This is a genomic window from Thiohalobacter thiocyanaticus (assembly GCF_002356355.1).
GTDB classification, from domain to species: Bacteria; Pseudomonadota; Gammaproteobacteria; order Thiohalobacterales; family Thiohalobacteraceae; genus Thiohalobacter; species Thiohalobacter thiocyanaticus_A.
In genome coordinates, this window is record NZ_AP018052.1 from 2,339,499 (window position 1) to 2,362,140 (window position 22,642).

Annotated in this window: 17 protein-coding genes, 2 tRNA genes and 1 pseudogene; 5 read left to right on the forward strand and 15 right to left on the reverse strand. The window is 52.0% G+C overall.

The window, feature by feature from the left end:
* Positions 1 to 47 precede the first annotated feature (47 nt).
* From CFK21_RS10895 to CFK21_RS10925, 7 genes are all read right to left on the reverse strand, one after another.
* A complete protein-coding gene (locus CFK21_RS10895) occupies positions 48 to 953 on the reverse strand; it encodes a hypothetical protein (protein WP_157745616.1) in 906 nt (301 codons plus the stop codon).
* Between the two features lie 101 nt (positions 954 to 1,054).
* Positions 1,055 to 2,149, reverse strand: a complete 1,095-nt coding sequence (locus CFK21_RS10900; RefSeq protein WP_096366681.1) for an endonuclease NucS domain-containing protein — start codon at positions 2,147 to 2,149, stop codon at positions 1,055 to 1,057.
* A 118-nt stretch (positions 2,150 to 2,267) separates the two neighbouring features.
* Positions 2,268 to 5,978: a reverse transcriptase domain-containing protein gene (locus CFK21_RS10905; RefSeq protein ID WP_096366682.1), complete on the reverse strand. Its 3,711-nt coding sequence runs from the start codon at positions 5,976 to 5,978 to the stop codon at positions 2,268 to 2,270.
* A 58-nt stretch (positions 5,979 to 6,036) separates the two neighbouring features.
* The gene (locus CFK21_RS10910; RefSeq protein WP_096366683.1) at positions 6,037 to 7,791 is read right to left on the reverse strand and encodes a restriction endonuclease subunit S; all 1,755 of its coding nucleotides are present in this window, start codon (positions 7,789 to 7,791) and stop codon (positions 6,037 to 6,039) included.
* Positions 7,788 to 9,266, reverse strand: a complete 1,479-nt coding sequence (locus CFK21_RS10915; RefSeq protein ID WP_096366684.1) for a type I restriction-modification system subunit M — start codon at positions 9,264 to 9,266, stop codon at positions 7,788 to 7,790. The genes CFK21_RS10910 and CFK21_RS10915 overlap by 4 nt, the downstream gene beginning before the upstream one ends.
* 26 nt (positions 9,267 to 9,292) lie before the next feature.
* Positions 9,293 to 11,644 carry an EcoAI/FtnUII family type I restriction enzme subunit R gene (gene hsdR / locus CFK21_RS10920; RefSeq protein ID WP_096366685.1) on the reverse strand — a complete coding sequence of 784 codons (2,352 nt, stop codon included), beginning with the start codon at positions 11,642 to 11,644 and terminating at the stop codon, positions 9,293 to 9,295.
* A gap of 34 nt (positions 11,645 to 11,678) precedes the next feature.
* Positions 11,679 to 11,900, reverse strand: a complete 222-nt coding sequence (locus CFK21_RS10925) for a helix-turn-helix domain-containing protein (protein ID WP_096366686.1) — start codon at positions 11,898 to 11,900, stop codon at positions 11,679 to 11,681.
* A 274-nt stretch (positions 11,901 to 12,174) separates the two neighbouring features.
* Between CFK21_RS10925 and CFK21_RS10930 the strand changes: the two genes are divergently transcribed.
* Together CFK21_RS10930 and CFK21_RS10935 are read left to right on the forward strand one after the other, a co-directional pair.
* Positions 12,175 to 12,909, forward strand: coding sequence for a DUF5131 family protein (locus CFK21_RS10930; RefSeq protein WP_096366687.1), 735 nt, complete (start codon positions 12,175 to 12,177; stop codon positions 12,907 to 12,909).
* Between the two features lie 30 nt (positions 12,910 to 12,939).
* Positions 12,940 to 14,214: a three-Cys-motif partner protein TcmP gene (locus CFK21_RS10935; protein WP_096366688.1), complete on the forward strand. Its 1,275-nt coding sequence runs from the start codon at positions 12,940 to 12,942 to the stop codon at positions 14,212 to 14,214.
* 248 nt (positions 14,215 to 14,462) lie between these two features.
* Here CFK21_RS10935 and CFK21_RS10940 read toward each other — a convergent pair whose 3' ends face one another.
* The 3 genes from CFK21_RS10940 to CFK21_RS10955 all read right to left on the reverse strand — a co-directional run bounded on the left by CFK21_RS10940 (position 14,463) and on the right by CFK21_RS10955 (position 18,257).
* Positions 14,463 to 14,927, reverse strand: coding sequence for a hypothetical protein (locus tag CFK21_RS10940; RefSeq protein WP_157745618.1), 465 nt, complete (start codon positions 14,925 to 14,927; stop codon positions 14,463 to 14,465).
* Between the two features lie 184 nt (positions 14,928 to 15,111).
* Entirely contained in the window at positions 15,112 to 15,780 is a 669-nt protein-coding gene (locus CFK21_RS10945; protein ID WP_096366690.1) for a DNA-binding protein, read from the reverse strand.
* 2,054 nt (positions 15,781 to 17,834) lie between these two features.
* Positions 17,835 to 18,257, reverse strand: a complete 423-nt coding sequence (locus CFK21_RS10955) for a helix-turn-helix domain-containing protein (RefSeq protein ID WP_096366692.1) — start codon at positions 18,255 to 18,257, stop codon at positions 17,835 to 17,837.
* A 356-nt stretch (positions 18,258 to 18,613) separates the two neighbouring features.
* Between CFK21_RS10955 and CFK21_RS10960 the strand changes: the two genes are divergently transcribed.
* Positions 18,614 to 19,701 (forward strand): IS3 family transposase gene (locus CFK21_RS10960; protein ID WP_369801203.1). Its coding sequence is split into 2 segments (ribosomal slippage): positions 18,614 to 18,863 and positions 18,863 to 19,701, totalling 1,089 coding nucleotides; the frame shifts between segments, so codons are not numbered across the junction.
* 18 nt (positions 19,702 to 19,719) lie between these two features.
* Here CFK21_RS10960 and CFK21_RS15270 read toward each other — a convergent pair.
* A complete protein-coding gene (locus CFK21_RS15270; protein ID WP_157745620.1) occupies positions 19,720 to 19,959 on the reverse strand; it encodes a hypothetical protein in 240 nt (79 codons plus the stop codon).
* A 414-nt stretch (positions 19,960 to 20,373) separates the two neighbouring features.
* On the opposite strand from CFK21_RS15270, the gene CFK21_RS15275 reads away from it, so the two are divergent.
* Both CFK21_RS15275 and CFK21_RS15660 read left to right on the forward strand, forming a co-directional pair.
* Positions 20,374 to 20,544 (forward strand): hypothetical protein, encoded by a 171-nt coding sequence (locus CFK21_RS15275; protein ID WP_157745622.1) that lies wholly within the window; start codon positions 20,374 to 20,376, stop codon positions 20,542 to 20,544.
* Positions 20,537 to 21,328, forward strand: a pseudogene (locus CFK21_RS15660) (recombinase family protein); the annotation flags it as partial. The gene CFK21_RS15275 and the pseudogene CFK21_RS15660, both read left to right, overlap by 8 nt.
* Before the next feature lie 111 nt (positions 21,329 to 21,439).
* On the opposite strand, the gene CFK21_RS15415 reads toward CFK21_RS15660, so the two are convergent.
* The 4 genes from CFK21_RS15415 to CFK21_RS10980 all read right to left on the reverse strand — a co-directional run bounded on the left by CFK21_RS15415 (position 21,440) and on the right by CFK21_RS10980 (position 22,422).
* Entirely contained in the window at positions 21,440 to 21,745 is a 306-nt protein-coding gene (locus tag CFK21_RS15415) for a hypothetical protein (protein ID WP_157745624.1), read from the reverse strand.
* Between the two features lie 295 nt (positions 21,746 to 22,040).
* Positions 22,041 to 22,116, reverse strand: a tRNA-Glu gene (locus CFK21_RS10970).
* Positions 22,117 to 22,130: 14 nt separating this feature from the next.
* A complete protein-coding gene (locus CFK21_RS10975; protein ID WP_096366694.1) occupies positions 22,131 to 22,328 on the reverse strand; it encodes a hypothetical protein in 198 nt (65 codons plus the stop codon).
* 18 nt (positions 22,329 to 22,346) lie between these two features.
* A tRNA-Ala gene (locus CFK21_RS10980) sits at positions 22,347 to 22,422 on the reverse strand.
* Positions 22,423 to 22,642: the final 220 nt, after the last annotated feature.

Sequence of the window (22,642 nt, forward strand, 5' to 3'; positions counted from 1 at the left end):
ATTTCAAGGCATTCCGGCTGCTGCGCTTCGCCATATAACCTCTATGTTCAAGCCTTCGAAGTGAACGGCACTAATCCAAACCTTGATCTTCCCATTAATCCTAGCAATACACCAACACCACTAAGAAGAAGCAGTAGCGGTGCTGGTAGAGGCACTGCACTTACAGCTAATGCTACACCATCCTGTGAAGCGGCACTGAATCCACTCAGATTCGTTGCATCCCCCGTCATCGGGTCAATTGCAAAGGTTCCCCACATATTCGTCCCGTAGAGCGTCCCGTCTCCGTAGGCTAGCGCCACCCCGTCTTGGGAGGCCGCGTTGAATCCACTCAGATTAGCTGCATCTCCCGTCAACGGGTCAATTGCGAAGGTACCCCACATATTCGTCCCATAGAGCGTCCCGTCTCCGTAGGCTAGCGCTACCCCGTCCTGCGAAGCGGCACTGAATCCGCTCAGATTCGTTGCAGCCCCGGTCAGCGGGTCAATCGCAAAGGTACCCCACATATTCGTCCCATACAAAGTCCCGCCCCCGTAGGCTAGCGCCACCCCGTCCTGCGAAGCGGCGCTGAATCCACTCAGGTTCGTTGCAGTCCCGGTCAGCGGATCGATTGCAAAAGTGCCCCACATATTCGTCCCATAGAGCGTCCCGTCTCCGTAGGCTAGCGCCACCCCGTCCTGCGAAGCGGCACTGAATCCGCTCAGATTCGTTGCAGTCCCGGTCAGCGGGTCAATCGCAAAGGTACCCCACATATTCGTCCCATACAAAGTCCCGCCCCCGTAGGCAAGCGCTACCCCGTCCTGGGAGGCCGCATTGAATACGCTAAGATTCGCTGCATCTCCCGTCAGCGGGTCAATTGCAAAGGTTCCCCATAAGTGTGTCCCATATATCGTGCTTGCTAAAACGTTCTTGGTAAGGACCAATATTACAATAAATGAGATTTTGTATATTTTCATGATCGCACCGTTATTGTTCTTAAAAGACAGGCATTCTTTACCCGTTGCGTCTGCCTACATTGTAGAAATCCAGTTTGAAGTCAGCTCTTGTCTGGAGAGAGTCAGCCACTATTCCACTTCGAGAAGTACGTTTTCAGCCGTTCCACCGTATGTCGCCATTTTGGTGTAGTAGGCTGGCAAACCGTATTCTGATTGCCAAACAAGCCAATTTCGTTCACCGCCTTGGACTCAGGCACCGTATCCAGCCAGTCAACACGAACGAAACATTCTGCCTTATCCGGATCATCAGCATTTTTCTTGTACAGTTCTGCAAATTTGAGTACGTCCAGCGCAGGCTTTTCACCTTCAGCGGTTTGCACTGTAAACTCCTTGACCGGCTGCACGGCCTCCGTAACACGCCCGACACCGACATAGCCCGTCTTTGGCACTTTCACCCATACCCGATCGCCAGGTGATAGCAGTTTCAACGTCTGGCTGTACCAACTCCCGCCACCCGCGCTGATAAAGCCATACTGGCGCGCATCTTCCCAACTACGGGAGTTCATATCCCCAAAGGAGACATAATACTCTCCATTCCAGGGCTCGTTCTCTGCCTTGGACTTGCTGGTACTTGCTACATTCACCTGTGTCTCGCCGGGATCAATCAGCCAGGCGCGACTCAAAAATTGCTCATCGCCATGCAGGAATACCTGGAAGAAAACAGCATTGATAGCAATATCGCGGGCATTGAGATAACCGATAATACGTTCAGTAGCGGGATCGAGTTCTGCGGCAACAATAATGATCTGATGCGATTGGTTAAGGTTTTCCTCATCCAAATCCGCGCCAAAATGATGCTGAAAATCCTCCTCAAGCTTCCCACCGTTGGAAAATCGCTGATAGATTTGTGCGATTCTATCAGTAGTCAGCTGCTCTACCCACGAGGCATAGTCCAGCGACTGAGCGATGACCTCGCGTGGGGTGCGGTTTCGCTTGAGTTCAATCAACACAAGCGAGCTATCGGGCGCAATAGCCAGCAGGTCGATGCGACCACCATGACTGGTGGACTCTTGCCTGCCAATCAACAGCCACTCACCGGAAAGGATGCGAGGATCAGTCACAATCATATCTTCCAACTGCTGTTCACTCGCGAGGTGGCTGGTGGGAAGTGCGACGGGGGCTTCACCGACCTTCCAAATAGCGTGTTGTATCGGCATTATTATTTTCCTTGATTGAGCTAGCCACAGTCACAGTAGTCGAACGATCTGGCTCAATGAGTATAACCTGGCCTGATTCCGCCTACTGGCGCCACAAAAACACTTCCTATTGACACTGTTACCCAGCAGGTTGTGTTTTAATTTCTTTGAGCTTTGTACTTGCCTTTCTTTTAAATGCGGCGAGATCAAGATCTGCCACATTTATTGAAATCTGGTCTGTGCCGTGTGCATGTGAAATAAGACGCTCATACGGTTGCTTATATGGTGCCTGAATTGTAGAGCCCCCAAATTCGCCTTTATTCACCAATGCGACATGCTGATACATATGATAATGCAGAGCCGAGGCCATTGTATCGAAGGTGGTTACGTCTTTGTTATGCGCAAGTATAACAAATAACTCTGACTTCCCCTTCAAATCACTAGCCAGCTTCAAGTCTGTTGCGTCATAGCAAATTGACGCCGTTATCCTGAATGGCCCTTCGTCAAATCCATCGACTTCTATGATGTGCTGACAAGGCCTTTCAGGACTAACCCCAAGGTCAATCTCGTTGTCCGTAGGAAAAAGCTTGCCCTGATCACGCACTATCCATTGTCGCCCCGTTATTCTGTAATCCGGTATCAACCATCTAGCCAGGTTGACCAACTTCCCATTTCTTTCCGTAAACACCATACCGGCAAGTATCATTGAACGTGTTTTATCCGCCAGCTGCTTCAGAAGGTCTAAATCATCGAGGTGAACACCTAGTTCTGGAAACACGATTAGGTCTGAAAACGGCCGATCTCCGTTGTTATCTGCATGTATTTTTGCTGCTAGCGTTTTATAAGTAATCCTGCATAACCGAGCCACATGTTCGCGGTTTGTATTTTTGATTAACGTGGAATTAAGCTCCGGATCTGCCTTCGAAAAGTCCGATCCTTTTGGTAACAATTGTTGTACGGTCACCAACCTGAATTCCCTGGCCGCGCTCTCTCTCGGGCGCTGAACATTGGTAATTAGTCCGGGCATATCCGACGCGTAGCAATACGTGTCGTTCAGCACACCAAGCCGCGTTTCCACGGAAGCTTGCAGAGAATCCAGATCCTCAATCAGTCGAATGTCATCATGAACGACATGCGTAGATTCGAAACCGGGCCATTGCAGGCACTTTCTTATCAACTCGGCTACCCAGTCCGTTACGGTAGCATACTCACCAACTAACGATTCTGGTGCATGCATCATCCCCATGCGCCGCTTAAACCATCCCGTTCGTAGCCCCTTATAACCGACAATTTTGCTCTTCTTCCACCGATTACTTGTAAAGTCATTCGAGCCAACAACGGCAGCACGCAATATCATTCCTATCCAATAGATCTCCGCTGAGTCCGAGATTTCCGAATTAATCCACGATGGCGTATCAAAGCGCGGGTCGGTATTGTGTATACTTTTAGCAGTGGATTTTAAACTCACTTCAGGCCGCCAAAGCTCTGCCCAATCGCTCTTCTTGGCTTGCACTTGCCCAATGATCAATTTGTCAGGAGCTATTCCTAGCGCAAGGCGGTCACAACGAATACCATCAATAAGCGCTAAAACCAGCTTTAATAGACCCGCTTCATGGATAAAGCCGTTGTTATCAGAGACGATTATTTTAGATAGGCGCTGCTGGACGTTTGGGCTTGGCACACCACCACTCGTAACAGGGATCGCCCACTGAAATTCATCCAGCAATTCCTTATTTGTTTTCTGGCGCTTTAGGCGTCTCCATAAACTAATCCAGAAATCCCCACCGCGAAGGGCAAAATCTTCAAGCACTCGCCTTTTCAGTGGCAAATCTACCACATCCATTTGCTCAGCCAGGAGAGATGCTACCGAATCATTATTTCCCGTGATCTGCGCTGCTACTTCGTATAGCGCGAGGTTCTGGCGATGAAGCTTCATTGCTGAACCAGCGAGGATGGTATGCAACATCCTTTGTATAGACCCGTCTGATTCCTGGCGCCGGACGGGTTTCTGCATAACGGCCAGCAACAGAAGCGCCTGTCTCTCTACAAACCCCGGCACCGAAGTTGCTGCAATCGTCCTTTGCGCATAGCGTGTGGCAAGATCGAGCATGGCGTCTGGGTCCGATGTCGACGGATAATCAATCCGTTGAAAATATCCATGGAAATCCACACAACTTCGGAATAGATCAGCGAGTAGATATTCAGCCTGTGCAGCGGTGATAGCATCAGAATCGCCACCACCGAAGTTTGTGCGGCGGAATATCGCTTCGAAAACAGGCTCTGCCAACAGGGGAGAGGGAAATATTTCAAGGGCTTTCCGCAAAACCAGGGCCAACGATGGATCTTGCATCCACGCCCAAATAAGCTTCTTCGCGAGCAGCTCACTTTCATTATCAAGGGGAGTAACGCCTGTATCCAATACCTCACCCGCGATCTTGCGCTTGTTACGCATCACAGCCTCAAGTCGGTTTGCTGCAAAGCGCTTCAACGTGTCATGACGAACATCGTGATCAAATTTCGCCAATTTGAGCAGCGCGTTATCCTTCGTCATCTCTGTCATTACAGGGATATCATCAGTTTTCAGTGTCAACAATCCCTCAAGTACACCCATGACGCTATCGAGAGTATCTCTGTCAGCAGGGCCGCTAATATCCTCTTGAAGACTCCTAATTCGTTCCGATAGTGTTCCCTTGTTATCGAGATCAGACAACGTGGTAACCTGAGTTTTTCCTTCATTTAACTCAAGAGATTCACCACCGAACTTGTGTAGCTTTTCGCAAACCCAATGGTTTACCTTATCCCCCAAAAACTCGCTGTCAATATCTACATCCAAACTGAAAACAAGCCGAATATCGTCCACATAACGGCAATAATCATGTAGAACAACTCCGGTGTTATTCGGAAGCGACTTTCCGATCTGCTTTCCAATAGCGGCATCAAACTCATGAAGATAGGCATTGGCGAAAAATCCCGCTGCAACCAGACCCTGCGGCAAACCGTTTCCGAGTTTGACAGATAAACTCTCCGCGACCTGATGATCTTTGTCACGCCAGCGCCAATCGAATATTCGACCCAAAGCTGACCAGAATTCCGAATCTAGCTCTTCCTCATAAAATTCCCGAGCGAGCTTTTGCAATCGTTCACTAAGAAGCTTCCGATCAATGCAATCGTAGAATTTCGACAGATCGAGACTGACGATAAATACATGCTCTTCATCAGTCTGGTTCAACGCAACCGAGCGCCCAATAGCTACAGGGCGTTTGAGAAATGCCTGATAGTCTGTAAAGAACTTCCTATAAGTTTCACCGTTCCCCCACCGGAACCAGGCCTGATCGTCTCTCCAATCACACATAAGTCGGTTGCCATAGCTATATACCTTATTATTTCTGGCTTCGAATGGATTGGAATTATCACAATCACCTTGGGCGGTTTCTACAACATCAGCCAAGCAAAGCATAGCGGCTGTGGCCCACGTTTGGTCTCGAATACTCAAGTGTGCCAGGGGCCTGATCGGTGGTTTATTAAGACGAACCTTAGCGGCCTCATCATCTAAACGACTTTCCGCTAACCAGCCATGTTTCTCATCAATAACCCATTTTTCACTCTTCGCAGCGGGGATAAGCTCTACCGGATACGGACATACATCGACCAAACGAATATCGTCGGCCCAACTCTTGGCGTTGGCTTCCAAACCGAGCGCAGATATATCGAGAGCCAAAGTATCGGCGTACCAATTGTGCGTACGCATATAGGCGTGGGTCTTCTTCCATGCCTGCGCCATTACCACACTGTCTGCAAGATGTTCAAGCGTTGGCTTTAGTTTTCTATACTTGTCTGCAATGAGTTTCACGGCCGCATAATTCCTTATGGCGCTTCATGCGTCATTATTACCGCTCGTTTTGCGTACCTTAGGCCACAGCTTGCTCTACGATGGCGTCGGCGAAATGCCTTTGGGTGTTTTGGGCGTCGGCGAGGCGCGACTTGAGCGCGTCGCACAGGAACATGAGTTCATCGACTTTGGCGACGATGCGGTGTTGTTCTGCAAGCGGTGGCAACGGAAAAATAGTACTAGCCAGGCGATTTAGTGCCATTTTTTGTACGCCGACTTGCTTGGTCTTATCTATAAATTGTTCCTGGCAAAATGCGGTAGAAAGCGCCTTGTATAGATAAATTTTTGAAACGAAGAATGGAGTAAGCCGTGCGGCATTTTCTGTTAAGTTCATTCCATCAAATTTATCCGGCACAAGGCCGCACTTTCCAATGGTCGCGCCAACAATAGTCATGTAGATGTCGTTTTTAGTAATGATGTACTGACTAATCTTCGAGTACATCGCTTCGTCGATGTACCTTAAATCCGAATCATCAATTGCCCCATCTTTCATATCGCTAACGCGTATGTAAATATAAGGGGTTGGATTAGACAAAAGTTGGTAGCCGTTCGATACACGCTTACCCCCTCGAATGTGAACCACCTGACCAAGCCTTACCCATTCCCATCCGTTCTTTTGCTCAAATGGCTTTTCATCCTCGCCTATCTCGGGCAACTTTTTCTCTTTCCTTATCTTTTTCTCTTTAACCAACCGCGTTTTTTCTTTGGCAATCTTTTCCAGCAACACACTCGCTGGTTCGTCGTTAGGGTCCTGGGGGACAAGCTTGCCCATGATGGCGAGTTGGAGGATGGTTTGTTTGAGTTGGTCGATACTGTGCTCGGTGGCGAACAGGGTGTCGAAGTGGCTGGCGATGCGGCTCCAGGCTTCGTCGAGGTCGTCTGCCGATTCGACGCTCGTCAGCGTGGCGAGCAGGGTCTCGACCAGGGCTTGGTGGGCTTCGAGGCTGTGGGTCTGTTGTTGTTCCAGTTGGTCGCACAGAGCCATGAGTTCGTCGACTTTGGAGACGATGCGGTGTTGTTCTGCTAACGGAGGAATTACCACAGGCAGTATATATGCTTCGTTACGACTTAGACCTGGCTTTATTCCTTTTCCTAAATTATCTAGCCCAAGTGTATGAAAGAGTTTAAATGTGAACTCCAAATCCATTGCACTAGGTGGAACGACACTGTAAGCAACATCAGTTACCCAGCAGCCATCACTTAGACATAAATTCAAAGCCCCAGCAGATCCTTTTCTACCAACCACTATGCACGGGCTCTCTATACTGTATTCGTTGTGCGTGCCTACTACACCATTTGAACCATATACAGGATATTCTCCGGTATTACTTCTTTTTACTTGGGGTAAATTGTTACCATATTCAAGTTCGAAAATATTTCCAAATCGAGCCCACTCCCATCCGACAGGCAATGCATATGGAATTTCATCTTTAGAAATTTTAGAAAGTGGTTGCGGTTTTTTAATTTTTCCTTCTTTTATCAACCGCGTCTTTTCGTCCGCGATCTTTTCCAGCAACACGCTTGCCGGTTCGTCGTTGGGGTCCTGCGACACCAGCTTGCCGCGTACGGCCAGTTCAAGGATCAGCTCGCGGAGTTTCTTGATGCCGTAGCCTTGCTGCTTGCCGTTGCTGCCACGCCCGGTGATGGACTTTGTGAGGATGGCCGAGGTCCAGAGGTCAAGGTTATCGGTGACTGGATTCCGGCTTTTGCCGGAATGACAAGGCTGATTGTATTCCGGATTCACGCCTGTGCGGGGATGACGCTTTTCGTTCATACCCTCTCCCCACTCAATGCCTGTTGCAGAATGTGCTTGAGCTGGTTGCGCAGATCGCTGATTTCGGCCTGTTGCTTTTCATATTTCTGCAACAGTTCGTCCGGGTCGTGGCTGACCTGCTCGCCGACGTGAGGGTTTTTGATGTCGAGGTTGTAGTTGCGGGCGATGATCTCATCGATGCCGACCTTCCAGGCCTGTTCGGTCTGTTTGCGTTTCTTGAATCCATTGGCCTCTTCGCCCCACCATTTGATTTCGGCCTCAAATTCCTCGAAACGCATGGGCTTGGTTTTGTTGTAGCTCTTGACGCCTTCGGGATAGGGGTGTTCGTAGTACCAGACCTGTTTCGTAGGCGTGCCCTTGGTGAAGAACAGCAGGTTGGTCTTGATGCCGGTGTAGGGATTGAACACACCGTTGGGCAGGCGCACGATGGTGTGTAGGTTGCACTCTTCCAGCAGGGTCTGTTTGAGACGGGTTTTCATACCTTCGCCGAACAGGAAGCCATCTGGCAGCACTACAGCGGCACGGCCGCCGTCCTTGAGCAGCTTGATAATGAGCGCCATGAATAGGTCGGCGGTTTCGCGGGTGCGGAAGTGGGACGGGAAGTTGTTTTCGATGCCGTCTTCTTCCATGCCGCCGAAGGGCGGGTTGGTGACGATGACGTTGACGCGGTCGGCGTTGCCGTAGTCCTTGTAAGGGCGGCTCAGGGTGTTGTCGTGTCTGATATTGGTAGGGGTATCGATGCCGTGCAGGATCATGTTGGTGACGGCCAGCATGTGCGGCAAGGCCTTTTTCTCCACACCGTGAATCGATGCTTGCAGGGTATCTTCGTCCGCGTGGCTTTTTACATAATTCTCACGCTTGTGATCGATGGTGCAGGTAAGAAAACCGCCGGTACCACATGCGGGATCGAGCACTTTCTCGTCCAGTTTGGGGTCAACGCGGTTGACGATGAAGCGAGTGACGGCTCGTGGCGTGTAGAACTCTCCGGCGTTCCCAGCGCTTTGCAGATCTTTGAGGATTTGCTCGTAGATACTGCCGAAGGTGTGACGATCACTCGTATTGTTGAAGTTGATTTCGCTGATCTTGTTGATTACCTGGCGGATCAGTGTGCCGGACTTCATGTAGTTGTAGGCGTCTTCGAACACTCCCCGTACCACCTGGGCGCGCTTGCCCTGGGCGCCGCTGGTGGGCAGCTTTTCCTTCAGATAGGGGAACAGTTGCACGTTGACGAAATCGGCCAGCTCCTCGCCAGTCATGCCTTCGGGGTCAGCGGCCCAGGCGCGCCAGCGCAAATGCTTGGGTAGCGGCGATTTGTAGTTGTCTTCCAGCAGCTCCAGCTCGGCCTCGCGGTCGTCGAAGATCTTGAGGAAGAACATCCACACCAACTGACTGATGCGCTGTGCATCGCCGTCAACGCCGACATCCTTGCGCATGATGTCCTGGATGGATTTGATAATGCCGCTAACGTTGCTCATTTAGTCCTTACTCGCCTCAATTCTGGTCATGCAGATTCATCCGGTTTAAACAGCTCCTGCTCGAGCTCTTCGATGGCGTGGTCAAAGCTGTTCTTGCCGCCAAAGACGTCATTGATAATTTCCACTGGGGTGCCTATGTCACTGAACGGTTTCAGTTTCAGCACCTTGGCACTTTCCAGGGTGCTGATGCCCTCATCAGCGTACTTGTCCAGCAGCGCGGTGAGCACGGCGCGGACCTGCTCGCCGTATTTGGTGAAGTAGTTGCGCTTTTTGACCTTGTTGGCCCGCTCCTTCCGCGTGAGTGGTGGCTGATCATAAGCGATATGGCAAATGAGATCGAAGTCGCCATAGTCCTTGCCAATTTCAGCGGCGAGATTATCCAGTACGATCCCGTGCTCTTCCAGCTCGTCGAGGATGGCCTGTTTTTTCTTCGCGCTATGCCAGCGGTTGAGGAACTCGTCTAGCGAGGCGTATTCCGACTGGATTTGCTTGCGGCTAAAGTCCTTGTAGGACTCGGTGATCAAATTGCCGTCCGGGCCAATGTATTCAATACGCTCGGAGATGATGCGGGCATCGACGCCGCTGACGCGAACCTTGTAGGTGCCGGGTTCTTCTTCGATGCCGCCTCCCTCGTCATCACCCTCCTCTGGCGGCGGGTCCGGTGGTACGGGATCGTCGTCATCGCCGGGTTCATAGACCACGGCCGCCTCGCCATCGAAGTCCGGGTCGCGGAACAGTTGGGTGGCCTTCTTGAAGTCCATGATGGTGAAGAACCACTTGTTGTTGTCTTCGTCGATGCGGGTGCCACGGCCGATGATCTGCTTGAAGATAGTCATCGAGGTGATGGTCTTGTCCAGCACGATGAGCTTGCACGTCCTGGCATCGACGCCGGTGGTGAGCAGCTCCGAGGTGGTGGCGATGACGGGAAACCTGCTTTCGGGGTCGATAAAGTTATCCAGCTCGGCCTTGCCCTCGACGCTGTCCCCGGTGATGCGCATGACGTACTTGGGGTTTTCGATGGCGATTTGGCCTGCGGCATTGACGATGGCGGCTCGCATGCGTTCGGCATGGTCGATGTCTTCGCAGAAGACGATAGTCTTGGCATAGGGATCGGTGGCGTTGAGATATTTCATGACTCGTTTGGCGACCAGCTTGGTACGCTGGTTCAGGACCAGGATACGGTCCATGTCTTTCTGATTGTATTCACGTTCGTCAATTGCCTGGCCCAGGTCGTCCACCATACCGGGCGGGGGCGTCCAGCCGAGGACGTCCTTGTCGATGTCGATGCGCACGACCTTGTACGGCGCGAGGAAGCCATCCTCGATGCCCTGCTTGAGGCTGTAGGTGTATACCGGCTCGCCGAAATAGGTGCTACTGGAGACGTATTTGGTCTCCTTGGGGGTAGCGGTCAGGCCGACTTGAATTGAATCAGAAAAATACTCAAGGATTTCCCGCCAGGCGGAATCATCCGCCGCACTGCCACGGTGACATTCATCGATGACGATCATATCGAAGAAGTCACGTGAAATATTCTTGAAAATCTTGTCTTCCTCGTCCGGCCCGGTGATCGCCTGATACAGGCCAAGGTAGACTTCATAGGACGGGTCGATCTTGCGGTTTTTGATCTTGGTCATCACTGCGCCAAAGGGCCTGAAGTCGTTGACCAGAGTCTGATCGACGAGGATGTTGCGGTCGGCGAGGAACAGGACGCGTTTAACTTTCCTGGCTTTCCATAGCCGCCAGATGATCTGGAAGGTCGTGTAGGTCTTGCCGGTGCCGGTGGCCATAACAAGCAACACGCGCCTTTTACCACTGGCCACCGCCTCGATCGTGCGGTTGATTGCCTCCACCTGGTAATAACGTGGTCCTTTGCCCGACATGTCTTCATGGTAGGGCTGAACGACCAGCGGCTCGGCCTGATCGTCAATACCGCGAAAGGTCTTGTACCTTTGCCAGAGGGCATCCGGCGTGGGGAAAGCCTCAAGGGGCAACTCGGTTTCGATCTCTTCGCCTGGCGCGGGTACCTTGTTGTGCACGGCGAAGGCATCGCCATTGGAGCTGAAGGCGCTGGGGACTTCCAGGATCTCAGCATAGCCCAATGCCTGCTGCATACCCTGGCTGACGGTATGGTTGTTGTCTTTGGCTTCCACCACGGCGATGGGAATACCCGGCTCCCAGGAGAGCACATAGTCAGCGAATTTTTTCTTCTTCTTGTTACGTGAGGACATGTTGCCCCGGACGATGACCGGGCCCGGCGTCAGGGTGACTTCGCGCCGAATCTGTCTGACAGGTTCCCAGCCCGCATCCTTTATGGCCGGGGAGATGAACAGGTCGCAGATATCGGTCTCACTGAGAGATTTTTTTTCTTTATTATCCATTTATATCGCTTTCTGGGAGTCGATAGCGGGCTATTTAATGTGGTCCGGGCTGATCTCCGGTCACGAGCTCAAATAATTCACCCACTTCGCAGTCAAACAGGTGGCACAATTTCTCCACCGCATCCAGTTCTACCCGCTGGGCGGTTTCGTTGTAGAGGCGCGTGACAGTGCTCCTGTTGAGCCCGGTTTGGCGGGCGACGTCCATTATTTTCATTTTACGCTCCCCCATCATACGGGAGAGATGGCAGCGGATCATTTGACTCTGCGCTCCTGAAAAGCAGGATGTTATACAGAATAACATTACTTGCTATTGGGCTAAAGGGGCAATAAAAGCTGTCCCCACAGATGGCAGGCAATAGGTTCAGCGTTCAGGCAGTTGCGTTAAGTTCGCTGTGGCATTCAAAATAAACCAGAGGGGCGCTCCGCCACGAGGATGCATAAGTAACCTATTGGTCATATTGACAAAAACACCAATCCCCCCTAAAGTTCACATAGAGAACAAATAGAGAACATAACAGATAGGCCTTTCTATGAGCCGGATTGAATGGACAGAACGAACTTGGAACCCAGTAACCGGCTGCACCAAGATTTCGCCAGGCTGCAAATATTGTTATGCAGAGACAATGTCACGGCGGCTTCAGGCCATGGGAACACCGGGCTATGAGGATGGCTTTAAGCTATCCACTCACCGCCATAGGCTAGAAGAACCGCGAAAAAGAAAAAAACCGACAATTTATTTTGTAAATTCAATGAGTGACCTTTTTCATCAGCAGGTCCCCCACGATTTTATTGAAGATGTTTTCAAGGTCATCTCAGATTGCCCGCAACATAATTTCCAGATCCTTACCAAGCGCCCCGAACGAATGGCTCGTTTCTTTAAACACCGGAATGTTCCTGATAACTGCTGGCTTGGCACAAGTGTAGAAAATCAAAAGCATGGGCTGCCCAGAATTGATATATTACGTTCTGTTAGCGCAAAAATCCGATTCCTATCAATTGAACCCCTGCTAGAGGATTTAGGCTCACTTAACCTGAGGGGAATCCACTGGGTCATTGTTGGAGGAGAGTCAGGACCCAAGTCGAGGCCGATGAAAGAGGAATGGGTAGAAAGGATCCGCAGGCAATGCCATTCCCAAAAGGTATCCTTTTTCTTTAAGCAATGGGGCGGATGGGGTGCCGATGGAATCAAGAGAGCCAAGAGCAAAAATGGTAGAACGCTCCACGGTAAGACATGGGATGAAATGCCAGACATACCAAGAAAATAGCCAATAACACCAATAACAAAGGACCAGAAAATGCCGAGAGCACACTATAATTTCACCCCAAACGGCCCCTTACCGGAAATTCATCAGCACAGTACCGCCAAACATGAAGTCCTCCGCTCGTACCTTAGCGCTTATTTCCGAACTCTTGCACCCTCGCATCAGCAAGAAGAACTCAAACTGACAATTGTCGACGGTTTCGCCGGTGGCGGCCTTTATACACATTCGCTAACACGTGAGATCGTATACGGCTCTCCATTTGTTTTCCTTGGAGCTGCAAAAGAGGCGGATTTCCTGCTCAATAAAGATCGCCACAAACCGCTCAGGATGAATATCGACTTCTTTTTTATAGAAAAGGACAAAGGCGCATTCTCTCTTTTGGAGAACACACTAAAACACGAGGGGTACAAGGATAGGATTGATAAAGATATAAAACTTATCAACGGCTCCTTTGCAGAACAAGTCAAACCTGTCACCGAATTCATTCGCAAGAAGAACCCAAAAAATGGTCGATCAATATTTCTTCTTGACCAATACGGCTATACCGATGTTCCTACATCGCTTATCAGAAACATACTGAAGACATTACCTTCTGCCGAAATCATCCTTACTTTCAATGTCGACTCTTTTATCAATTATGCCTCAGACAACCCCGTAACAAAGAATTTACTCGAAAAAGCTGAGATTCCTGACGCCCTGAAAGGGCGCTCAATAGACGACATCAAGAGCAAAGAGAAGGATTTCCGACTTTACATCCAAAGCTGCTTACATCAACAGCTAGTCCAATCATGCGGAGCCAGATACTACACAACATTTTTTATTAGAACAGAAGGCCATGGGGTATATTGGCTTGTCCACCTCTCACAACACCACCGAGCTAGAGATGTAATGACTACTGTCCATTGGTCAGTAAATAATCACTTTATACATTATGGAGGCCCTGGTTTAGACATGTATCATGTGCTCGGCTATGACCCGGCATCAGACAGCAGCATCTCTAATCAGCTCGAGCTTGGATTCTGTTTCGATGACCCAGCACAGGATAGATCGATAGCCATGCTCATGGAACAAATCCCGCATCATGTCTTTTCCCATGATGAAGGAATTTCCTTTGGTGAACTTTTCGCCACAACGTGCAACTCTTCACCCGCAGACAGCACAAGATACAAACAAGCTATTGCATCATTGGCAGAGCTGAAAGAAATTGAAATCTTTTCTCCCGAAGGAAATAGGAGACTAAAATCAACAACAATTAAAGACGGCGACAGACTTATACCATCAAGGCAATTAACGCTCTTGCTTGGCTAAAAATAGTTTATAGAGTGCTGACACCTTACCAGAGTATGTAATATCCGATAATATCATCGGGATAGCTAGGCTATCCTCACGCCCCTTTTGCACGCAGGCACCAGCGACAACCGCAATCCCGGCCACGGTTCTATTGCGACATGGGGGGCGCGAGGAACATACCCTGTAGTAATCCGCAACCTTCCAGCACGGCACTTATACGATTGCGTAGCGATTCGAGAAAAGCGCCTGCTCAGCGGACCACACCCTTACTGCAACTTTTTGACGGGCATCATCTCGTCTAATTCCATGAGAAATACTTTTTTCGACAGTTCCTCTGCAAGGACATTTATCTCATAGGTAATGCTCGCATGGAATTTCCTCAATAAATACTCACTGCGCAACATATTGGGATCAAATCCATATCCCGACACTCCATCCGATTCGATTTCAAACCGGATATCCATGTCGCCACGAAACAGGTAAAGTCCCCGCATACTGATGTACTTTATGAGCATCTCCACTTCATCTTCAGGTATATGCCGCTTAACCAATTCCCCCAAATTATAAATCGCCCCAAAAAAGCCGAAAATATATGGGATACCGTCTTGGTGCATATCCCAATCAACCCATATATCGCTGGGATCATACCCTAGACGTGCCAGCTCTCTTTCGACGAGCGACTGATGTAGTTCTTTTACCTGAATTGAAAATTCAGTGTCATCACAGTTCATACTGTTTCTCCTATTCGTTAGTTAGTGGTATATGGTATAGGTACAATCGAACCGAAACATGACACACATTTAGATCTTTTTTCCTTGAGAGTAATCTGATGATCGATTGTGTTGAGTTTTGCAATACGATTGCCTTGACAATACGTATTACATATTACGTATCGATATAAACCCCATGCGAATCTCAGGAAGACTCTTCGAGGTCACTTGAAGTCACTTCTCGACTTACTTTGGACATTAGGGTTTCCACTGCATGCGTGTGACTGTCGAGTCTCCCAAACAGCGACTCGTTGATATGCTTGAGGCTTGTGTTTTCTGCCTCCAGAGCAGCACGCACCTGTTCGGCCGATCGGAGTTGCACAGAGAGCTGATCCAGGGCAGTCTGCATTTGATCAACATGATCCTGCTGCTTGTCAAAGGCCGCGCTCAACGCCTCCAGCTCCTTCTCGGCGGCTTCCACTCGACCTTGGGCTGCCTGACGGATCGCCTCAATATCCGCGCGTGCGAGTTCCTGCGCCCGAGTCCAAAGGCTTGTTACGCTCTGCTCCATGGCCTGCGTTAGCTCGGAGGGAATTTGGCGAGGTGGGCCCTGCACTTCGGCTCGCCCCTCACGCAGAGTACGTAGATGAGCACCTATCGTTGTTAAGGACCCGGTATCTCCAAGGGCCTGACGTACAGCCAGCTGCGTAACAGCCTCGCCTCTTCTTTCCAATTCCGATACTGCGGATTTAACATCATCGAGTTTGATTCCTGATCTCGGCATGGTCGATCTCTTCTCGTTACGTAAAGGGTTTACTCCGATGGTAACCATCGGGGTAAGGGGTATAGGGGAAAAATCTGCATGAAGTGACATATTCAGGTATCACTCATCCCCCGACACCAATCGCTTAGCAGCACCGTGCTGTCCGGGAGCCGGTCTACGTATCCGAGCTTGGGTGCCAGCATCAACGCATCAGCGTTTCCGTGACGGCGGCGCCATTCGCTGCGTGCCAGGGCGATCAGTTTGCCCACTTGGTCACGGACACCCGAATATCCTGGGGTACGGTACAGGGAGCGTACCGCCCGGTTAATCTCTGTTGACACAGATCTTCGACTAGCCTGGATGATGCGCTCGCGCCACTGGCTGTAGCATTCGCGGGTCATACGCCAACTCCAGACTGCGCCACCGCCTTTGTCACGTCTACGAGTACGACGGATGAGTTCATAGTCATCGCCGACCCGCACCCGTCCTCGGGCATTCCGGGCATGCCTGAGTCGTTCCAGCCCATGTACCGCCCCCTCCCCCTCTGTTGCGAGAAGCCACCAGAGCAGCTGCGTAGGCGCCTCGGAGTTGACCAGAATAAACAACCTCGCGTTGGCTTGCCCCTTACGGCGGGCGTACGCCCTTTGATTCGCATTTCGGTGAACGGAGTAGCACTGCGCGAACTTCTCTGCCAGGCGCGGCGCTTTGTGTGCGGGGACGACACCGGCAGTGTGCCGCACATAACCCCGGCACACGGCGTCGAGGAGGCGCTGCATCACAATCGACTTGTGAAGGTAAATCTGAGGGTCATACATACCAATCTCTCCGTCATGGGACTGGTACATATAGGAATCAGGGAGGCGCATCGAGGATGTAATGTTGAGCGCAGGTGGTACATCAGCGCTAAGTTATTGATGCAAAAACTTCTTATGAATTCATCGGGGATGAATTCATAAGAAACTACAGGAGATTCCAATGTAGGGGTCTCATGGGACCCCTACATTCGCTATTAATAGACAGGACACTGGTATGTGGACGTCGCACGACGCACACAAACCGGGGGCCGGGCTCACCACCACATGGGGGCCTCACCAGCCCCCGACACCACTGTCTCTGACGCGAGAGCGTCGCGGTCAGCTTAACCAACTGACCAGGCCTGGACCTACCGATCCCGGCCGAACGTACGCCGTAGCGCAGTGCGGGTAATTCCGCTCGCTGCGCTGCAACGGGCGCTCAGGGCTGCAATGCCCTGTTCGACCCAATCCGCACCTTTGGTGAGATTGGGCGACGCGGAAACGGACCAATGGCGGATGGACGAATGTTCCTGAAACCGGCGGAATCCTGCCGCAGACGAAGTGGGCTGAAAATCCCCACCGAGGGGTGCTCGAAAGGGTACAACTCGGTCCCGACTGGTAGGCTGCACGCACTGTTCGAAAGGCAGTGAGGCCGTTAGGGGAAACCTGGAACGGCTGGTACCACCTGGGGCAACCTGGGTGGATCGCTGAATAGCTCAAGCCAGTAACGGCGGCCGCAGAGGTCGCTGTCGGGTAAGAGGACGATGCCAGTGCCAGCCCTGTAGTGGCTGGATGACTGAAACCGGAAGTGTTCATGCCGGTAAGGGAGGCGCTTTGGAATCTCTGCCCCCCGAAAACCGACAGGCCAGGTGGAAAACACCACGTCATGAACATGAGGTGCTGGCTAGAAATCGACGTTTGTGTGCTAACGCGGGAAGGCCTACGGAACGACGAACCACGGGTGGTACTGTGGGAGTTCTACGGCCGGGAGCGAGTGTGAGTAGACAATAAACCTCATAGGCGATTCAGTCGAAGCCGTGAGGGAGGCAAAGCCAGTCGGGAGTGGTATCCCGGTGTCGAAAACACTCAGCGTACGTGAAAAGAGACTGGGGGTGGAACCCCATGTGGTGTGTGAGCGCGTTCTAGCTGAACGGATGGTGCCGCAGATCTGGAACGTATGTCGGGGTGGTACCCGGCATCTCAACAATTGTGTTCAACCGTAGCGTGGAAAGGAGGACAAACTGCACGTGGCTATTTTTTGATTTGGGTTTGGCCAGCCCATTCTCCCCACCCGTTTGGGTGGGGAGTTCTTACAATTTGTCGGATCGAGCGTCCGTATGGATGGATGGGCAATAAGACTAGCTCTTCCCTTCAGCTCTCACTTTTCTTCTGCTGTTTAGATTTCCGGACAGCACCTTGGTAGTGCGAAGCACTGGAAACCGACAACACCAGATTCGCTACGGCGCTGAACGTGTCCGCAGGAAGCGCCTTGAGAGGAGCAAGAAGGTCCTCGGGCGAGACATTCGTGTCGCTTGCATTCTCTACCGGTTCGATAGGTTGCTCACCAGTGAGCAGCCAACCCACCCTGCATCCTAATCGCTGGGCCAGAGCAACGGCCTGCATGGCTGAAAGTTGGCGCCGTCCTGAGAGGTAGTGCCCCACCGCGCTGCGAGTAGCAACGTCCAGAGCAGACGCAATTTGATCATAGGTGAGGCCACGCCGGTCGAGCATCGTGCGGGCACGATCCGCCCACCCCTCAATATCGCGGTCCTCGCTCTTTTCGGAGAGTTCCACAGTGGATTCCTATTGACACAGAAGTGTACATATTGTACACTATGCATACATTAACGACAACGGAGCAACATGAAAAGAGGTTAGTATGACACACGTTATCAATGCAAATTTTGGTGGCCCTTTGCGGCCTCCTTCATGGCACGGACTAAGCTTGGGACTGAGCGCGACGGCAGCGACCCCCGCTTTACATGCCATGGCGGACACTGCCGCGACGGTCGGTATCCCAGTAATTCAGGTTGCCCTACTGCTTATATCGATAATTCTGGTCGTCTGGGGGCAGCGTGAGGATGACCTGCTCCCCATTTTGACTACCACGGTGAACTTAGTACAGTCTGTTTTCAGAGGAGAAAGCGGACATGAAGAAGAAGCGGTTTACCGAAGCGCAGATCATTGGATTTCTGAAGGAGGCCGAGGCCGGGGTGCCGGTCAAGGAGCTGTGCCGCAAGCACGGCTTCAGTGATGCCTCCTTCTACACCTGGCGGGCCAAGTATGGCGGCCTGGAGGTCACCGAGGCCAAGCGGCTCAAGGGCCTGGAGCAGGAGAACGCCCGGCTGAAGAAGCTGCTGGCCGAGTCGCTGCTCGACAAGGAGGCGCTGGAGGCCGCGCTGCGAAAAAAGTATTGACCCCGCAGGCACAGCGAGAGGCCGTGGCGGTGATGCGGGCCGAGACCGCCATCTCCGAGCGACGCGCCTGTGCCCTGGCGGGGATCTACCGCAGCACGTTGCGCTATGAACCCCGGCAGGCAGCCGAGACGACTACGCTGAAGGCGCGCATCATCGAGTTGGCCCAGGAGCGGCGCCGGTTCGGCTATCGACGCATCCATGCGCTGTTGCGCCGGGAGGGCCATGAGGTCAACCACAAGCGCGTCTACCGGCTCTACAGCGCGGCCAACCTGGCGGTAAAGCGTCGTAAGCGGCGCAAAGGGGTGATGGTACCCCGAGAGTCTCTGGTGCTGCCGACGCGGCGCAACGAGGTCTGGTCGATGGATTTTGTCATGGATGCGTTGGCCAACGGGCGGCGGATCAAGATCCTGACTGTGGTCGACGATTGCACCAAGGAGGCCATCGATCTGGCGGTGGATTTCGGGATCTCGGGCGAGTATGTCACCCGCATCCTGGATCAGGCGGCGCGGTTTCGAGGCTATCCGAAGGCCATCCGCACCGACCAGGGGCCGGAGTTTACCGGCCGGGCACTGGACCAATGGGCCTATGAGCATGGCATTCAGCTGAAGCTGATCCAGCCCGGCAAACCGACCCAGAATGCGTTTATCGAAAGCTTCAACGGTCGATTCCGGGACGAATGCCTGAACGAGCACTGGTTCCATACCCTGAGTCATGCCCGGGTTGTGATCCAGCAGTGGCGAACCGATTACAACGAGCAGCGGCCTCACTCCATGCTCGGCTACCGGACCCCGGCTGAGGCAGCTGAAGAGTTACGATCTTAACCAACCATGCAGGCTGAACTAAGAAAGACGTGGTAGTAATCTTGGGGGCAGGTCAAGGATACGAAGAAGCACAAAGAAATGCTGCGTGAAGTACTCGCGGATCTGCACAGTGAGTGGACGACTCAAAGAATCCACGAATATCGAATGCTGCACCAGCAGCAACGTAATATCCGCCAAAGGCGAGCTACCAAATACCGAATCTGATATCAGGAGGCCCTGCCCCTGCGGCAGGGTCTTTTGACCTGCAAGAACCATCATGAGCCAACCACCAGTGATACCGCATCTACGAGATACTGACACAGATCAAGTCCGGGTTCCGTCGCGTATCGAACGCCAGATAGCCCTCGCACTGGGGCATGAAGTGCAGATCACCAATACGAAACAATTGGCTCACGTGCAAATCGAACTGATACGGCATGGTGTCATTCAACGAGTCTGGAGTGCCATCCGGGCGGAATAACGCACTGCCTTCAGCAGGCTACAAGCGCATTGTTGACGTAAAGTTATTGCGTTTTTTTATATGGGTACGGTCATCCGAAGAAAATTTTTTCTCTATTAAAAGAGAGAAATTTTCTTTAAACCGGCCCCATGCCATAGAGGTAAATACGTTGGTCAACAAACCAGGACATATGCGAATGAAACGGCGCGGGCCTCCGTCCTGGAGGCAGATTCATGTCCACCAAAAAGAAAACCAGACGAAATGGGTCTGAGCAAAATATCAAGAGAGGAACATCCCCCACGATTCGGATGAAACCTTCAAAAGGAACCCCTCCACTCAAAGAAGCCGTTAAGGTCTTGCTGCCCATCGTCCTTGAAGAACATCATGAGGATATCTATGACTAAGCCGAAACAGAATGCGGTGATTTATCTAAGATCATCGAAAGATAGGTCCGATGTTTCGATCGCTGCACAACGCCGAAAGCTCAATGAGGTTGCAACCGAGCGTGGCCTAACCATCGTCAACGAATACACTGACGCCGTGGAGTCTGCGAAGTCAGCTCATCGGCCTGGTTTCCAAGCGCTGCTGCGAGACATAGATTCTCCACGACGCAACTGGACGATACTCCTGATGCACGATCATTCGCGCCTATCTCGCGAGCAGTTCATCGGACCTGTTTTTAGATACGAGGCTCGGCGCAAAGGTATTGACGTGATTTTTGCTACGGCCCCCGAAATGGATACAGTCTCGAAGGTCGTACTGGATGCGGTAATGGAATCAATGTCCGTCGTGCACAGCCTCCTATCCAAGCAAAAAGGCATAGACGGAATGAAAGAGAATGTGCATCAAGGGTATCGCGCCGGAGGGCGAGCGCCACGCGGCTACAAGCTGAAACACATTGAGACTGGCACCATACGCGATGGAGCCCCGGTCACGAAATCTGTTCTAGAACCCTCTGAAGATGCCCCCCTGATCGCCCGCTATCTGAAGGCCAGGGCGGCAGGAGTTCCACGAGCGAAGGTTATTCGCGACTTGAGCATTCCTTGGAGCGCATCGAGTATGATCGATATGGAATGGTCAGCTCTGACCTATGCCGGTTCGACGGTGTGGAACGTACGTAACGAGACGGACCCTGCTGGCGGCTATAAAGGAAAGTCCAAACGCAAACCCAGGAGTGAGTGGGTCGTAAAGGAAAATACCCACCCTGCCCTAATCACTTCCGTCGAGGCCTATAGGCTCCTCGAAGCGCTAGAAAGCGGTCTCATTGGCAAGGCTGTGTCTGAGGCCAAATCCGGCAATTCAAGCTACCTGCTGACAGGCCTTCTGAAGGCTCCTGACGGGCGCGACTGGCTCGGGGATGGGAAACGCCATTACCGGCTGAAAGCACTGGGAGAGGCAAAGGGACGCTGGCTGAGGATGAAAGATGTGGATGAGGCAGTAACCGGCAAACTTATGGAGGATATCCACTCCGACGCCTTCGTGAGCGCCCTGACAGCAGAGGCAAAGCGGCTCAATGCAGTGGAAAATGACCCGGCCAAGGACCTGCGCCAGCAAATCAATACCTTTACCGCGCAGATCAGCAAAGCAAGCGATCTGGCGCTTCAATTGGAAGATCCAGGGCCCATGATGCGTAAAATCAACGAGTTGGAGGCGAAACGAAAGTTACTTCAAGAGGAAGTTGCGCGCACCGAGAAGGACCACCAAGCCCGGCTCATGATGTCACAAGTCACCGACGAAATGGTCCGCAACGTGTTGAAAACCCTATCAAAGAACTTTGAAGAACTTCCAAGAGAAAAATGGAAAGAGCTTATCCAGGGCCTAGTCGAGAAGATCGAGCTAGACCCGGAAAGCTTGGGCTGCCAAATTCATTATCGCGTTGCGATCACAAACAGGCTATGTATGGCGTCCCCTAGGGGAGTCGAACCCCTGTCGCCGCCGTGAAAGGGCGGTGTCCTAGGCCTCTAGACGAAGGGGACGGAACTTGGTGGCGCTAGTTGCCGTCTGCCGGCCGGTGCAGCTGGGTGATGACGATCCCCGTCAGCAGTCCGGCAAAGCCGAGTGGAACCAGGGTCAGCAGCCGTACGGCGTTACTGTCGGCATCCATGAACAGGGCGGTGAAGCCTCCGATCAGTCCGACCGCGACCAGTACGGCACCCAGCCAGGCCAGGAAGCGACCGAATCGGTGCATGAAACCACTCGTGGTATTTGGTGGAGCTAGGCGGGATCGAACCGCCGACCTCCTGCATGCCATGCAGGCGCTCTCCCAGCTGAGCTATAGCCCCGAAAACGAAGCGCGAACTTTACGCCAGCGGTGGCAGGGTGTCAATACTGGGGCGCTCGCAAACCGGCAACTGTACCGAATGGCACTTACTTTAGCTGCGTCATCCCCGCGAAGGCGGGGATCCAGCATTTGTTTGCCCTCCCAGGCCCTGGATTCCCGCCTTCGCGGGAATGACGGAGAGAGTGAAGTCCGGCTTATGTAAGTGCCATTCGGAGCTGTAC

What these genes read in the sequence shown, in the direction of transcription:
- CFK21_RS10895 (WP_157745616.1), bottom strand. Translation starts at nt 953, where the DNA reads ATGAAAATATACAAAATCTCATTTATTGTAATATTGGTCCTTACCAAG.
- CFK21_RS10900 (WP_096366681.1), bottom strand. Translation starts at nt 2,149, where the DNA reads ATGCCGATACAACACGCTATTTGGAAGGTCGGTGAAGCCCCCGTCGCA.
- CFK21_RS10910 (WP_096366683.1), bottom strand. Translation starts at nt 7,791, where the DNA reads ATGAACGAAAAGCGTCATCCCCGCACAGGCGTGAATCCGGAATACAAT.
- CFK21_RS10915 (WP_096366684.1), bottom strand. Translation starts at nt 9,266, where the DNA reads ATGAGCAACGTTAGCGGCATTATCAAATCCATCCAGGACATCATGCGC.
- hsdR (WP_096366685.1), bottom strand. Translation starts at nt 11,644, where the DNA reads ATGGATAATAAAGAAAAAAAATCTCTCAGTGAGACCGATATCTGCGAC.
- CFK21_RS10925 (WP_096366686.1), bottom strand. Translation starts at nt 11,900, where the DNA reads ATGATCCGCTGCCATCTCTCCCGTATGATGGGGGAGCGTAAAATGAAA.
- CFK21_RS10930 (WP_096366687.1), top strand. Translation starts at nt 12,175, where the DNA reads ATGAGCCGGATTGAATGGACAGAACGAACTTGGAACCCAGTAACCGGC.
- CFK21_RS10935 (WP_096366688.1), top strand. Translation starts at nt 12,940, where the DNA reads ATGCCGAGAGCACACTATAATTTCACCCCAAACGGCCCCTTACCGGAA.
- CFK21_RS10940 (WP_157745618.1), bottom strand. Translation starts at nt 14,927, where the DNA reads ATGAACTGTGATGACACTGAATTTTCAATTCAGGTAAAAGAACTACAT.
- CFK21_RS10945 (WP_096366690.1), bottom strand. Translation starts at nt 15,780, where the DNA reads ATGTCACTTCATGCAGATTTTTCCCCTATACCCCTTACCCCGATGGTT.
- CFK21_RS15270 (WP_157745620.1), bottom strand. Translation starts at nt 19,959, where the DNA reads ATGATGGTTCTTGCAGGTCAAAAGACCCTGCCGCAGGGGCAGGGCCTC.
- CFK21_RS15275 (WP_157745622.1), top strand. Translation starts at nt 20,374, where the DNA reads ATGTCCACCAAAAAGAAAACCAGACGAAATGGGTCTGAGCAAAATATC.
- CFK21_RS10975 (WP_096366694.1), bottom strand. Translation starts at nt 22,328, where the DNA reads ATGCACCGATTCGGTCGCTTCCTGGCCTGGCTGGGTGCCGTACTGGTC.